The sequence below is a fragment of the Caulobacter sp. DWR2-3-1b2 genome (genome assembly GCF_049896345.1).
Classification (GTDB): Bacteria; Pseudomonadota; Alphaproteobacteria; order Caulobacterales; family Caulobacteraceae; genus Caulobacter.
Map to the genome: position 1 here is coordinate 427,108 of NZ_JAFCUC010000001.1, position 14,094 is coordinate 441,201.

The 14,094-nt window shown below is 62.5% G+C and carries 15 protein-coding genes and 2 pseudogenes; 5 read left to right on the plus strand and 12 right to left on the minus strand.

From position 1 onward, the window contains the following. Positions 1-225: 225 nt before the first annotated feature. Genes sufC through ACP694_RS02040 form a run of 4 tightly spaced genes read left to right on the plus strand, consistent with a single transcriptional unit; the run spans position 226 to position 2,679 of the window. Complete coding sequence (sufC, locus tag ACP694_RS02025; protein WP_426010005.1) at positions 226-972, plus strand: Fe-S cluster assembly ATPase SufC; 747 nt, start codon at positions 226-228, stop codon at positions 970-972. After that, on the plus strand, positions 969-2,009 hold the full coding sequence (gene sufD / locus ACP694_RS02030; protein WP_426010007.1) for a Fe-S cluster assembly protein SufD: 1,041 nt from the start codon (positions 969-971) through the stop codon (positions 2,007-2,009). The genes sufC and sufD overlap by 4 nt, the downstream gene beginning before the upstream one ends. Positions 2,010-2,011: 2 nt before the next feature. Then, positions 2,012-2,272, plus strand: a complete 261-nt coding sequence (locus ACP694_RS02035; protein WP_426010008.1) for a hypothetical protein — start codon at positions 2,012-2,014, stop codon at positions 2,270-2,272. Between the two features lie 2 nt (positions 2,273-2,274). Next, positions 2,275-2,679, plus strand: a complete 405-nt coding sequence (locus ACP694_RS02040; protein WP_426000546.1) for a HesB/IscA family protein — start codon at positions 2,275-2,277, stop codon at positions 2,677-2,679. A gap of 39 nt (positions 2,680-2,718) precedes the next feature. Here the strand turns inward: ACP694_RS02040 and sufT are convergent, their stop codons facing one another. From sufT to ACP694_RS02090, 10 genes and pseudogenes are all read right to left on the minus strand, one after another. Next, a complete protein-coding gene (gene sufT / locus ACP694_RS02045) occupies positions 2,719-3,276 on the minus strand; it encodes a putative Fe-S cluster assembly protein SufT (protein ID WP_426010010.1) in 558 nt (185 codons plus the stop codon). 218 nt (positions 3,277-3,494) lie between these two features. Further along, positions 3,495-3,827 carry an iron-sulfur cluster insertion protein ErpA gene (gene erpA, locus ACP694_RS02050; protein WP_426011271.1) on the minus strand — a complete coding sequence of 111 codons (333 nt, stop codon included), beginning with the start codon at positions 3,825-3,827 and terminating at the stop codon, positions 3,495-3,497. A gap of 5 nt (positions 3,828-3,832) precedes the next feature. Next, positions 3,833-4,090: a BolA/IbaG family iron-sulfur metabolism protein gene (locus ACP694_RS02055; protein WP_426010012.1), complete on the minus strand. Its 258-nt coding sequence runs from the start codon at positions 4,088-4,090 to the stop codon at positions 3,833-3,835. 383 nt (positions 4,091-4,473) lie between these two features. Beyond that, on the minus strand, positions 4,474-4,797 hold the full coding sequence (grxD, locus tag ACP694_RS02060; RefSeq protein WP_426010014.1) for a Grx4 family monothiol glutaredoxin: 324 nt from the start codon (positions 4,795-4,797) through the stop codon (positions 4,474-4,476). 75 nt (positions 4,798-4,872) lie between these two features. After that, the gene (locus tag ACP694_RS02065) at positions 4,873-5,499 is read right to left on the minus strand and encodes a NifU family protein (protein WP_426010016.1); all 627 of its coding nucleotides are present in this window, start codon (positions 5,497-5,499) and stop codon (positions 4,873-4,875) included. Further along, positions 5,492-6,733 (minus strand): P-loop NTPase, encoded by a 1,242-nt coding sequence (locus ACP694_RS02070; RefSeq protein WP_426010018.1) that lies wholly within the window; start codon positions 6,731-6,733, stop codon positions 5,492-5,494. The genes ACP694_RS02065 and ACP694_RS02070 overlap by 8 nt, the downstream gene beginning before the upstream one ends. A gap of 33 nt (positions 6,734-6,766) precedes the next feature. Beyond that, a complete protein-coding gene (fdxA, locus tag ACP694_RS02075; RefSeq protein WP_426010020.1) occupies positions 6,767-7,108 on the minus strand; it encodes a ferredoxin FdxA in 342 nt (113 codons plus the stop codon). Then, on the minus strand, positions 7,105-7,824 hold the full coding sequence (locus tag ACP694_RS02080) for a MarR family winged helix-turn-helix transcriptional regulator (RefSeq protein WP_426010021.1): 720 nt from the start codon (positions 7,822-7,824) through the stop codon (positions 7,105-7,107). The genes fdxA and ACP694_RS02080 overlap by 4 nt, the downstream gene beginning before the upstream one ends. 205 nt (positions 7,825-8,029) lie before the next feature. Further along, positions 8,030-8,335: pseudogene (locus ACP694_RS02085) on the minus strand (ATP-binding protein); the annotation flags it as partial. 172 nt (positions 8,336-8,507) lie between these two features. Continuing rightward, entirely contained in the window at positions 8,508-9,413 is a 906-nt protein-coding gene (locus ACP694_RS02090) for a Mu transposase domain-containing protein (RefSeq protein ID WP_426010022.1), read from the minus strand. Positions 9,414-9,883: 470 nt separating this feature from the next. Here ACP694_RS02090 and ACP694_RS02095 point away from each other — a divergent pair. Beyond that, positions 9,884-11,180, plus strand: a pseudogene (locus tag ACP694_RS02095) (ISNCY family transposase). A 283-nt stretch (positions 11,181-11,463) separates the two neighbouring features. Here ACP694_RS02095 and ACP694_RS02100 read toward each other — a convergent pair. Then, complete coding sequence (locus ACP694_RS02100; protein ID WP_426010024.1) at positions 11,464-11,877, minus strand: BLUF domain-containing protein; 414 nt, start codon at positions 11,875-11,877, stop codon at positions 11,464-11,466. A gap of 684 nt (positions 11,878-12,561) precedes the next feature. Beyond that, entirely contained in the window at positions 12,562-13,770 is a 1,209-nt protein-coding gene (locus ACP694_RS02105; RefSeq protein WP_426010026.1) for an NRAMP family divalent metal transporter, read from the minus strand. Positions 13,771-14,094: the final 324 nt, after the last annotated feature.

A 14,094-nucleotide genomic window follows, 5' to 3' on the forward strand; every position in this document is an offset into this window, starting at 1 on the left:
CCTCGCCATTCCGGAACGGATCGCCCCTATATCCTCAGGGCAAGTCTTGAAGCCGAACGCCACGCGCGGGAGGAGGCCGAGCGGTTCCACCAAGGCACCGACCTGGCCCGCGCTGGGTGGCTCGGCCACCAGGCCCACCGCTTCCCCCACCAAGCAGCAGCCCGTTGCAAGCGCGCAAGAGGCCCTTGAGGTCCTGGCGCAGTTTCTCGTGGAGTGACCCCCAAGATGCTTTCCGTCTCCAATCTGCGCGCCGAAGTCGGCGGCAAGGAAGTCCTCAAAGGCCTGACGCTTGATGTGCCCGCGGGCGAGGTCCACGCCATCATGGGCCCCAATGGCGCCGGCAAGTCGACGCTCTCCTACGTGCTCACCGGCCGCTCGGGCTACGAGGTCACCGGCGGGACCGCCGCCCTGGACGGCGAGGATTTGCTGGTGCTCGATCCCAACGAACGCGCCGCCAAAGGCGTCTTTCTGTCCTTCCAGTACCCGCTGGAAATCCCCGGCGTTCCGGCGCTGACCTTCATCCGCACGGCCATGAACGCCCAGCGCAAGGCGCGCGGCGAGACCGAGATCAGCGCCCCGGCCTTCCTGAAGCTGGCGCGCGAGAAGGCCGGCGAACTGAAGATCGACTTCGAGATGCTCAGGCGCGCCCTCAATGTCGGGTTCTCAGGCGGTGAGAAGAAGCGGATGGAAATCTTCCAGATGGCCATGCTGGCCCCGCGCCTCCTGATCCTTGACGAGACCGATTCCGGACTCGACATCGACGCCCTGAAGATCGTCTCCGAAGGCGTCAACGCCATGCGCGATCCCGATCGCGCCATGTTGGTGATCACCCACTACCAGCGGCTGCTCGACTACCTCAAACCCGACAAGGTCCACGTCCTGGCCGGCGGCCGCATCGCCGCCACCGGCGGGCCCGACCTGGCGCTCGAGCTCGAGCGCGAAGGCTACGACAAATACGCGAGGGCCGCTTGAGTCTCGCCACCGCCCTGAAATCCGGCGACGCCGGCCTGCTTCCCAGCAAGCGCGACGAAGACTGGAAGTGGACCGACCTGCGCGGCCTGCTGCGCGTCCTGCCGCCGCCCTCGCCGCCAAGCGAGGCGGCGCTGACCGCTGGCCCGTTTGGTGATCTGGGCGAGATCGAGGTCGCCATCGTCAACGGCCGCCTACGCGGCGACGCCTCGGCCCTGATTCTGAAGCCCGGCGAGAAGCGTGTCGTGCGCCTGCGGTTCGTCGCCCAAAGCGCCGACAGCGCCCATTCCGTCCAGCTCGCCATTCAACTGGGCAAAGGCGCCGACCTGACCTTGCTGGAGAGCTATGAGGGCTTAGCGGGCGACTATGTCGCCGACACGGCCCTCGATATCTCGCTCGCCAAAGGCGCGGCCCTGGAGCGCATCGTGGTGGCCGCCGACGGCGAAGGCGCGATCTCGGTCAGCTCGACCCAGGTTGCGCTCGGCCCTGAGACCCGCTTCGCCCAGACCCTGCTGACTGACGGCGCCAAACGACAGCGGATCGAGACCCACGTCGCCCACCCGGGCGCCGGAGCCGGTGTGCGCCTCGATGGCGTTTATCTGCTCTCCGGTCAGCATCATGCCGACTTGACCACGATGGTGGAGCACGGAGGGGTTGATGGAACCACGGACCAGCTCACCAAGGGCGTCGTGCGCGACCAGTCCCGCGGCGTCTTCCAGGGGCGCATCGTGGTGGAGGAGGGTGCTGACCGCACCGACGCTCGCATGAGGCACAACGCACTGATCCTGTCGGATCGCGCCGAGGTCGATGCAAAACCGGAGCTGCTGATCTTCGCCGACGACGTGCAGTGCGCCCATGGCAATACGATCGGCGCCCTGGACGAAGAGGCGCTGTTCTACATGCGCCAGCGGGGTCTCCCCGAAACCGAGGCCCGCGCCCTGTTGATCGAGGCGTTCGTCGGTCAGGTGATCGAGCGGATCGCCTACCAGCCCGCCCGCGAGGTCGCTCGCGCCTGGGCCGCCCAGAGGTTGAGAGCCTGACCATGGACTTCGACGTCGAAGCCATCCGCGAGCGGTTCCCGATCCTGGCTCGCCAGGTGAACGGCGAGCCGCTGGTTTATTTCGACAGCGACGCCTCAGCTCGGAAGCTGCCGGCGGTGGCCGGTGAAATTCCGGACTGGGTGAAGGATGTGGTGAAGGAACTGCCCGGCATCGGCCGGGTGAAGGTCGATCTCGTGTTCGACCCGACATGGGATTCCTCGCGGATGTCCGACGAGGCTAAGCTCCGACTGAATGGATTCTGACCATGAGCGATCTCAATCTGACTGCGGCCGGCGCGCCGCCGCGCCGACTCCGCCCCAAGCTCGTCTCCCTGACCGACACTGCGGCTGAGCGCGTGCGCGAGATCATGGGCCGCGCTGATGTCCCTTATAGGGGACTACGGGTTGGGGTGAAGAACGGCGGCTGCGCCGGCTCCGAATACACCATCGAATATGCCGAGGCCGCCGCGCCCCTGGACGAGGTGGTGGAAGACAAGGGCGTCACCATTCTGGTCGATCCCAAGGCGGTCCTGTTCTTGATCGGCAGCGAGATTGACTACGAAAAGACCAAGCTCTCAGCCAAGTTCACCTTCCGAAACCCCAACCAGACCGACGCCTGCGGTTGCGGGGAAAGCGTCACTATCGAGCCTGGTAAGGTCGTTGAGTCGTGAATATTTGCCCTACATCGCCGTCCGCCAACATGGCGGGACTCAGAGCATGCCAGTTTCCAGCTTGGCGGCGTCGGACATCATTGAATGGCTCCACTGCGGATCGAACACCAGATCCACATCAGCCTCCGCAACCGTGGGAATCATCTTGAGCTTGGTGCGGGCATCATCCACCAGGATGTCGCCCATGCCGCAGCCGGGGGCGGTCAACGTGAGCTTCACATAAACCTTGCGCTCGCCTGAAGCCGTCTGCTCCAGGCGCAGGTCGTAGACCAGCCCCAGATCAACCACGTTGACCGGAATTTCCGGATCAAACACGGTGCGAAGCTGATCCCACGCCAGCTTTTCCACATCCGCATTGGTGGCATCGGCGGCCACCTCGATAGCCGCCGGCGGCTCCTTGCCCAGCGCGTCGGCATCGCTTCCGGCAATGCGGAATAGGTTGCCGTCCACATACACGGTAAAACTGCCCCCTAGCGCCTGAGTGATGTAGCCGATCTGGCCGATGGGCAGGCATGCTGCGTCGCCAAGCGGCACCATGACGGCGTTGCAATCGCGCAACAGGGTGAAGGGTTCGTTGCTCACACTGAAACTGCTCATGCCGACGCCAATCCTGTGGCTGCGGGCGCGACTAAGCGTCGAACCCAGGTTGTCTATAAGAGCCGGCCCGGAGAATCTGGACAGGCCGTCAGTCCGGACCTTTCCCTCAGTCTGCTAGAGCATTTCCCGACCTGACTGCGTCAAGCCGTGAGCTCTAATCTTTTGTTTTGACGCATTTTTCTTCGCGCGAACCGAAACCACTTCGCTCGAAAAATGTTCTAGATGGAGAAGCTGACGCCGCAGCCGCAGCTGGACTTGGCGTTGGGGTTGCGGACCTGGAACTCGGCGCCGGACAGCTCGTCCACATAGTCGATCACCGAGCCCCTCAGCAGGATTAAACTCATCGCATCGACCAGGGCTGCGGCCCCGTCACGTTCGACCACCAGGTCATCGGCATGCAGCTCGCTGACCAAGTCGAACTGGTACTGGAAGCCGGAACAGCCCCCGCCTTCCACCGCCACCCGAAGCATGACGCGATAGCCCTCGCTCTGGCTGAGGGCGTGAAGCCGTTGGGCTGCGGTCTGGGAGAGGGTCAGGTTTGACGCAGTCATGCTGTTCATGGCGCCCGGGTCTTCAAACTGTCGACGGCATGCACCGGAGCCCTGTCCCCCTTCATCAAATCGGCGATGGCGCTGTACACTATCCGCTGGCTCTCCAGCATATTCTTGCCGGCGAACACGGGCGACGTCACCTCGATATTGAAGTGGCCGCCGCCGCCGTTCACTCCGGCCCGTGAATCGGGAATCTTGCGCTCGATGGCCTCGCGGAGCGCATCGATGACGGAACCTTGGAAGTCAGTTGGATGGGACGACATGCTGGTCTCCTTTTTATATCAGTAACGCGGCACTGAGGCGTCGATGGGCAGCTCCCTCGCGTCGATGCCGCCTTTGAGTCCGATGTTGGCTTGAGCATTTCCCGACCTGACTGCGTCAGGCCGTGAGCTCTGATATTTTGTTTTGAAGCATTTTTCTTCACGCGAACCGGAACCACTTCGCTCGAAAAATGCTCTAGCGCTCCCCGTTGCGTCACCCGGATCTGCGACAACTGCCGCAAACCCCTTCCGACCGCCTCGCTCATGGTGGTCCTCGGCATGCGGGGCTGCTAACGGATCGAAAGCGGCGTTTGAATCCGTCAAAATGGCGCCAATCCTCGGCCCCAAAGACTTTCGGCGGGTCGCCAACCGTCAGATTCTCACCACTAGGCCTTAACGCCGATGAGCTCTTGAAGCTCTCCGGACGCCTGCATCTCGCGGACGATGTCGCAGCCTCCCACGAACACCCCATCGATGTAGAGTTGCGGGATCGTCGGCCACTCGGAGAACGCCTTGACTCCATCCCGGATCTCGGGGGAGCGAAGTACATCGACCGTTTCGTAGCTTGGCTGCAGCTCGTCGAGGATTTTCACGACCTGGGCGGAGAACCCGCATTGTGGCATGTGGCGAGTTCCCTTCATGAAGAGAACGACTCGGTTTTGTGCCACGAGGTCGGAGATCTGCTGGTGGAAAGGTTCATTTAGGGACAATGTTGCTCCTTTCGGGTTGCTTGGGATTCTGGCCGGATTTTCGGGACAGTCGATTTTCGGATGTCTCCCTGACATCTAGCCAGGGCGTCTGTAGAATGGTTCCTTCCCCGCTGCGTGGTCCGTCGCGTCCACAATTTCCGTGATTTCCGGGGCAACCCTTCTAACCATAACTTCGAATCCCTGCCTCAGGGTCACCTGAGAGGATGCGCATCCCTGGCAGCCGCCGCTCATCGTAATGAAAAGCTTCCCCTCGCTGACGTCCACGATTGAAATCTTCCCGCCGTGGTTGGCGATCGAACGATTGACTTCCTTATCCAGGAGCGTCTGCACGGCCACGCGAACCTCGGCGTCGGCCCTTCCTTGCGTGCTAGCCTGAGCAGCTATCTCCAAAATCGCCGGCACGCCGGAGAGCAGCTGCGTCCGGACGGCCATCCCGATTGCCGATTTCAGTCCCGACCACGAGGCGCTCGGCTCCTTGCCGATGGTCACTACGCTCTCGGCGATGAGCACGTTGGCCACACCGGAAAGCGCGAACAGTCGCTCGGCGAGCGGCGACCCGGCCGCCCGTTCCTTATTGCCGAAGAAGAGCGGACCACCGGGATGTAAATCGCGGCTCACCGTGAATTTACAAGTGTCGGGGTCGGCGAGCGAGGTCTCCGCGCGGATGCCGATTTGCAGATCCATAGACTGGGCGTCAGACATCCTCGACGTTCTTTTCTGCGGCGCGCGCGCCTGCGGCGCGCAGGTTCTTAAACGTATGGATCCCGCTGTTATGGCCGTCGTTCCAATCAAGTCCGATCGCGTAGTTTCCTATGCTTACGATCTTGCGCGGGCTCACATCAGGCCGCACCGTTTTCGGATCGAGCAACTTGCGTCCGCTCATCTCCTCGACGCAGAGGGCGCAGTGACACGCCAGTCGCAGATCGCGGACGTCGAAGTCGTCGCTATGGCCGTCCTCCCAGAGCACGGACAAGGTGCGTGGATCGCGGCGCCGGAAACCGATGGGGGTATTCCTCGATCCAGCAGCCCGAACCGAGCCTTCCATCCAGGCCGGCGCCCCCTCGTTGCTGTCCCAACTCCACACAAAGGGCTGAAGCACCGTGGCCACCGCGTGGAGCTGCTCAGCAAGCGCTGCGGCGATGGCGGCGTAAACCTGGGCGCTGACTGACTTCGGCTGGTCAACCACGATCGGGCGCCCCACGTCACCGCAGGCGACGACGGCGGGATCGAGGGGTAAGGCGCCGAGGAACGGGACGCCGAGCTCCTGGCTCATCCGCTCGCCGCCGCCGTTACGGAAGATATCCGTGCTCTGTCCGCAGTGGGGGCAGGTGAAAGTGCGCATGTTCTCGACGATCCCAAGAATCGGCACCTGCACCTTCTCGAACATCCGCAAGCCGCGGCGGGCGATCTTGAGGCTAACGTCCTGTGGCGTCGTCACAATCACCGCGCCCGACAGCGGCATGCTCTGCGCCAGCGTCAGCTGCGTGTCGCCGGTGCCGGGCGGGAGGTCGAGAATCAAGTAATCTAGGGGTCCCCATTGCACGCCGGCGACGAACATCTTCAGGTATTTGCCCACCATTGGGCCCCGCAAGACGGCCGGATTGTCGTCTCCGGTCAGCATCCCCATCGATATCACCTTCAGACCGTGCCGCTCCGCCGGGATGATCCTGCCTTCCGGGGTTTGCGCCGGCGGCTGACCGGTTGGGATGTCGAGCATGCCGGGGATACTGGGGCCAAGGATATCGGCATCTACCAGCCCGATGCGCCCTCCGAGCTGCTGCAGCGCGAGCGCCAGATTGACGCTCACCGTGGATTTGCCGACGCCGCCCTTGCCGCTGCCTATGGCGACGATGTGCCGAATCCCAGGCAGCTTCTCTGCGCCGGCGGCCGGCAATGACGACGGGCCACGCGCGTGGTGTGGGTCAGTGGCCTGCATGGCTAAGCTTTTTTGATATCGCTTCGTGGTTCACTAGGATCCCCTGCCGGGCTTTTCGCTGAAATACTTCTCGAACTTGCCGGTCTCGCGCTCAAAGTCGTCGGCGTCGGCGGGCGCCTCACCCTTGACGGTGATGTTGGGCCAGATGCGGGAGAATTCGGAATTGACCTTTAGCCATTTGCCGTCTGGATCGTCTTCGGTGTCGGGCTTGATGGCGTTCACCGGGCACTCCGGTTCGCAGACTCCGCAATCGATGCATTCGTCCGGATTGATCGCCAGGAAGTTCTCGCCCTCGTAGAAGCAGTCGACCGGACACACCTCTACGCAGTCCATGAGCTTACATTTGATGCAGGCATCCATCACGATGTAGGTCAACTAGGCGTCCTTTCAGCAGATCGCAGTGCTGAACTCATTCGCGGTGTCCGCCCCCGCGCGGCTGGCTCGTTGGTTGAAAAATGCATGCAGAGTAGACTGGCTTCCTCTAGCTCGATCGGAACGTCGAACAGTTGACATTTGAGGGCCGAGAGGGAGGCTCCCGTGGAGTCGGAGCACGTTTCTCCAGCGAGGTGCGTGCAGTCCTGGCAAACACCGAAGTGCCGATGCGGCCCGCTCGCAGCTACGGTGGTCAGCACGTGGTGCATTGCGCCGCGCATCGCGCTTTGCTCTTCCGCGGCGAGTGATTCCACGGCGCGCACCAGAACTTCGAACGGATCGCGCGCAACCGCTTCGTGGCCTTTGTCCGTCAGCCTTAGACTGACGCTTCGCCCATCCGCCTGGGATCTCTGTCTGCCCAGGTACCCACCAGCCTCAAGCGCCTTGATGGCTTGTGATGCGGTGCCACGGGTCGTCGCTTGAAATTCCGCGAAGGCAGACGGGGTGCGGGAGAACGAGTTGGCGCGCGCGAAGAAGCGCAGCGCCATCCATTGGGCGGGACTGAGTTCGCCCTGATAGCCCTCCGCTTGGACGAGCCGCCCCACCAGCAGCAGGAGTTCCGCCGTTTCGCGCGCTGACATAATCACCTCTTCGAAGACATAATAGTGTTTCGAAATCAACTTGACAACCGATTGAATGCCGATCGTTTTGTTTCGCAATCAACCGAGGGGCTACTCGTAGCCATGAGCGTCAAACGGCGCGCAATAGGGACCCCCTATTCGGCTTCCGAGCGGCGATGCGCGTAGCTCTCAGCCAGCGCAGAGCATCGCCGCGGGGTGAGCCACTGATTGATCAGCTGCCCGGGAGGGGGTCTGGGGGGAGGTTGAACAAGTTGTGGATGAAGCGGGGCGTGCCGGTCAGGGGGCGGTTTCTGAGTCGCCAGCTGTCGTTGCCGGTCTCGACGATGTCGCAGTGGTGGGTCAGGCGGTCGAGCAGCGCCGTGGTCATCTTTGCGTCGCCGAAGACGGCGGGCCACGCTCCGAAGGTCAGGTTGGTGGTGATGATCACCGAGGTGCGCTCGTAGAGCTTGCTGACCAGATGGAACAGGCGCTGGCCGCCGGACTGGGCGAACGGCAGGTAGCCCAGCTCATCGAGGACCATGAGATCGAGGCGCGAGAGCTGGGCCGCCAGGGCGCCGGCCTTGCCGCGCCGGGCTTCGGCAGCTTGGCGGCGGTCAGGCGATAGCGGATGGAGGCGGCCTGGCGATGGTTGGTCTCGGCCTTGAGCAGGTCGGCCAGGATCTCCATGGCCGTGCGGTTGCGCTGAAGGCCTGTGGTGACGGTCTCGTCGAAGGCCCCGGCATGCCCTTCAGAGACCCAGTTGGGCGAAGGCTTGGATCATCTCATGCCGCTGCACGGGGACCTCGCAGCAGGTCGTAGCGGGCGCAGTCGGCGATGGGCGGATGGCGCAGGACCAGCGCCTCGCAGGTGTTGATCGGCTGGGGCGCTGGCGGCTCGCGCCGCCGGGCCAGGATGTTGAGGATGACCTCGTCGCTGGCGGCGCCGGCGTCCAGGGCCTCGCGGACGGCGTCATCGACCACATCCAGGCCATCGATCAGCACCGCCGCCAGCACGCGAACGAACCGGCGGTCGGCCTCGTCGCCACGCCCCAGCTTCTTGCTGAGCCGCGTCAGGGCTGGCGGCAGGGACCAATCCTGGAACGGCGCGCCGTTGCGCAGAGCGCCCGGCTTGCGGGCCAGGACCGGCAGGTAGCGCCAGGGATCATAGATCGTCCGGCCCCGGCCGAAGGACCGGGCATGCTCAGCAACCACTTCGCCGGCGCAGCGGACGACGATCTTGTCGGCATAGGCGCGCACCTGCACCTTGCGCTTGGCGGCCCTGGCCATCACCGAGCAGCGGTTGCGATCGAAGGTGATCAGGCAGGTTCCGGTCACCGCGTGCTCGACCTCGTGGAAGCCGTCGGGGTGCAGGCGCGCCCAGCGGCGGCACTCGGCTTCAAGCCAGCCGTTCAGCTCTTCCAGGGTGGCGAACCGCAAGCGCGGCTTGAAGAACCGCTCCCGCCGGGGCCGCGCCTCGTTCTCGGTCAGAAGCTGCTCAAGCCGTTCGCGCACCGGGCCGATCTTCGGAAACGGCTGCGTCACGCGCCGATAGCTGAACGCGCCTTCCTCCGCCAGGATCGCCTTGCGCACAACCTTGCGACAGAGCCTCAGATCCCGACAAATCGCCTTGATCGACTTGCCCGCCGCAGACTCACGGCGAATCCGCACCACTGTCTCCACGACCAACATCCCGATCTCGGCCGCCCGGTTGAACCAAGCCGCCGTGCCTAAGCCATCGGAATGAGGGGTCCCTTTTAGGCGCCTATCACCCCGCTAAGGGGGTCCTTCTTCCACGCCGCTGCACAGCGTGGCGTCGGCGGCGCGACCTGACCTGTGGGGTCAGGTGAAGCGGCAGTCGATGCACGCGGCTTGCAGTGCGGATCTAGGCAAATGGCCGCTTGAGGCGTTCAAACCCGCATCCAATAATTCAAAGCCTGTTTGGCCCAGCGGCATGGCGCTGGCGCCGCGCGTCAATGACTCAAAGCGCTAGACCGAACCAAAGCTCAAATCTGTATGTCTCTGACAATATTGAATTATAGTGTCTTGATTTCCGATAAGATGTATTAGACGAGGATCGCTTGTAGCCGCCATTTAGTTATGTCGCACCGTGCCATTTAGACATGTCACCCTCCGCCGCAACCGCGATGGAGGCCTCCAGGATGGCGTTGCATTTCATGAGCGACAAGGAGCTCACGCGGCTGGAGATCCTCCGCGATCTCGCTAGCGGCCGGCTGACGACGCCCGCCGCGGCGCAGCTGTTGGGCCTTGAGCGACGACAGGTTCAGCGGTTGGCTAAGGCTTATCAGCAGCAAGGCGCAACGGCGCTGATCTCCAAGAAGCGTGGTCAGCCGAGCAACCGGCGGACGCCGCCGGACGTCAAGACGCAGGCGCTGGAACTGATCCGCGAGCGGTACTCGGGCTTTGGTCCAACGCTGGCGGCCGAGAAGCTCCGTGAGCTCCACGGCGTCTACATCGGGCGTGAGACGCTACGGATGTGGATGCTGGAGGCCGGGCTCTGGGCCGATCGGCAAAAGCGGCGCGGTCGGATCTACCAGCCGCGCTATCGGCGGGAATGCGTCGGTGAGCTCATCCAGGTCGATGGGTCCCATCACTTCTGGTTCGAGGACCGCGCCGACAGCTGCACGCTGCTGGTCTTCATCGACGACGCCACCAGTCGGCTGATGCACCTGCAGTTCGTCCAGTCGGAGTCGACCTTCGCCTACTTCAACGCGACCCAGCGCTACCTTGAGGCCCACGGCAAGCCGATCGCCTTCTACACCGACAAGCATGCGGTCTTTCGCGTGAACAAGGCCGCGGTCTCCATGGTGACGGCATGACCCAGTTCGGCCGCGCTCTCAAAGCCCTGAGCATCGAGATCATCTGCGCCAACTCCAGCCAGGCCAAGGGCCGGGTCGAACGGGCCAACAAGACCCTGCAGGACCGACTGGTGAAGAAGCTGCGGCTCGCCGGCGTCAGCTCAATGGACGACGGCAACGCCTTCCTGCCGAGCTTCATGGCCGACTACAACACCCGCTTCGCGAAGGCGCCGTTCAACGACAAGGACTTGCACCGGCCCATGGCGCCGCGGGACCGATTAGACGAGGCCTTCACCTGGCGCGCTGAGCGGACCCTCTCACAGGCGCTGACGCTCCAGTACGACAACATCCTCCTCATGATCGAACCGTCCGAGTTCGCGCAAGGAGCGATCGGCCGGCGCGTCGAGGTCGTCGACTTCCCCGATGGCCGCCTGGAGATCCGCCACAAGGGTCGCAGCATGCCCTACCGGACTTCGACAAGCTTCGTCGCGTCACCGAGGCGGCCGTGATCGAGAACAAGCGGTTAGGTGGCCTTCTCACCCTCATCCGACAGAGCCAAGACGCCGGGCCACCCGGGGCACGCACCAGTAGAGGCCCCAAGCGCCGCGATCAGACCAACCATATGTTCGGGGTCGGCTGAGCCCCTACCCTCAACGTCCGGTTTCGGGCGACGGCCCGATTTCTGCACCCGACCCTAGTCGGACGTTGAGCATTATACCTTCGGCTCAAGTACCGTCGGCAAAGGCACGGAGCGCTCGCCTCGCCGGTCGCGCAACCGGTACCGGCTTTGATACTCACGCCGCTGCTTGGTGACTTCGTAGAGAACGATGGCTGTCTAACGCGTCATCGTTCTCGCTTAGGATAGAGCGAGCCTCGGCGGTGAACGCGACAACCTTCAACCCGATGGACTCGGGCCCTTCGACTCAGCCTCTAAAAATCTTGAGTAATGCCACTGCTGGGGATGCCGATCCGATATTACGGTTTGTTTGAGCCGCCTCGATGACTTCGACAAGTTCATCATATTTGTCGGCTTGTCTGTCGTTTAAGTTGGTCATATTCATGTTCCAGCGCGGGAAGGTACGGAAGCTTGCCGGCTCGTTGTACAATACTCGCGAATTTTTGTGTCTAGAATCGAGTTCTATTTTTTCATATAGCTTATCGAGCGTTGATAATGGACCTTCCAATACTTGCAAAAACCAACCGCCGTTGTAAAACAAACTACCCGTTACGTCGAGTGGTGCATTGTTTTTCTTCGCCGTTTCCTGTATCGCAGAGAGGTCTTCCGGAGACATCTTACGTGTTGCTTGGCTTATATAAACAAGTTGATTAATCGACATATTTGCATCCTATTTTTTCGTGAACCTGGTCGGATCTGACTGTACGTCGTCAGAAGTTTTGGGACCGCCGCGGATTTATTGGAGGGTTGGCCTCGTCTGGGGTTGATATCCTGGCGGCGATTTTGCGGTGCCTGGGAGGGGTGACGCCATAGAACGGGCAGAAATGTACGTTACGGGCATATGATGAACTTTGGGTGTATTCGCCCGACAAGATGGCGCAACACGGCGCACCCTACTTAGCGCAGTTGGAAGCGCGAGTTGCCGAGATTGACGCTCAAATCATTGAGCGAACGCAGGTCCGCTGACCACCCTTCTGAGAAGTTTCGAACGTCTGCTCGCGGCGCGCAAACCCGTCAGAGCCTCGCCCGCCTGCGGCGCGCTCGGTGAGATCAAAAACGACTAACACCCCTGCCCGCACCACGGTCGCCGGCCGGGCTCTGCGCGGTGTGAGAGCTCCGCGCCCGCCCGCCGCCCGACATCAAACGCCCTGCCACGACATTTCTATCTGGCAGACTCCGCGACATCTCTAACCGGCGTAGACATCTCTGGCGTCACGTATGTGAATCGGCGTCGCGAATTGACCCCTGCCGCCCGAAAACAATCAATTCGTTAGCACGCAGATCGTCGTTGTGACCCCACGCCGATTCACAATGCATCTCCTGGACGACCCCGCGCATGACTAGCCTACAACGCCGTTACGAAGAAGATCGCGGTTGCGATGATCATGAGGGCGGTAGCGGTCCAGCCAACCACTGTCCCCCTGGTTGACAGTGTCAGCCGGCCCATGGCGCGAGGATTGCGCACGATCAGCATCATGACGACCATGAGCGGTGCAGCGAGAACGCCGTTCACGACCGCCGCCCAGTACAGGGCTTTGGCGGGGTCGATGCCGATGTAGTTCAGCGAGGCGCCGAGCAGGGTCGTTACGGAAATTGTGGCGTAAAACAGCCGAGCCCGCATCGGCTTGGCATCAAGGCTGCCGGCAACGCCCGCCATCTCGGTGACGGCATAGGCGGCCGACCCTGCCAGCACCGGGACTGCAAGCAAGCCCGTTCCGATGATCCCGACCGCGAACAGGGCGAACGCGAAAGGCCCGGCGATCGGCTTTAGCGCCTCGGCGGCCTGCGCTGAAGTGGTGATGTCGGTGATCCCATGGGCGTGCAAAGTGGCGGCCGTGGCATAGACGATGGCCAACGAAACGAGGGTGCTGAACCCCATGCCGACAAGGGTATCCAGCCGAATTCGTCTCAGCTCCGGTCCAGCTTCCTTGGGGGCTATGCAAAGCGGTTTGGCGTGATGGCGGTGCTGCTCCTCGATCTCCTGACCTGCCTGCCAGAAGAACAGGTATGGGCTGATCGTGGTGCCAAGGATGGCCACCATCGCCGTCGCATAGGTCGCGTTCCACTGGATCTCGGGGACGATCAAGGCGGTCAAAGCCCTGCCCCAGGGCACGCCCGCCACCGCGACCACGGCCACGTAGCTGAACAGGGATAGTGTGGTCCACTTCAGGACTGCCGCGTAGCGGGCATAGTTCAGGAACACCTCGACCACGACACAAAAAACGCCAAAAAGCAGCGTGTAAAACCCACTGTTTCCGTGCGTCAGTAGAGCTAGCGCCGCGCCCATCGCGCTGAGGTCGGCGCCCAGGTTGACGATGTTGGCGACCAACAAAAGCAGAACCACGCCAATCAGCAGCGGCCGCGGATAGTGGCGGCGAAGATTGCGCGCGATGCCGCCGCCCGTGACGCGGCCGATCCTCGCAGCGACCTCCTGGATCGCGGCCAACAGCGGGAAGCTGAGGATAAAGGTCCAGGCGAGACCATAGCCGAACTGCGCGCCGATCTGGCTGTGAGTGCCAATTCCGCTCGGATCGTCGTCAGCCGCGCCGGTCACGAGACCGGGACCCAGTTGAGCTAGAAACTTGCGCAATCTTGACGGCCCGGGGCTGCTCACGAGGCAGACATAGGGCACCGTCAGACCAAACTCAAGATAGGCTTTTGTTTGCCCTTCGGTCAGGCAAAACGCGCACTTTGAAGCCCTCGGTGACCGGGTTTTCTCCAACGTTTTCTTGAAAACGCGATCGTTGCCGCCCGTAATTGGCCGGGCGGGGGGGGGGGGGGGGGGGGGGGGGGGCCCCCCCCAAAAAATTTTTGCCAAAACAAACCAACACCCCCCAAGGAAAAAAAAAAATGGCAAGGCCACAAAAAATAATGAAAT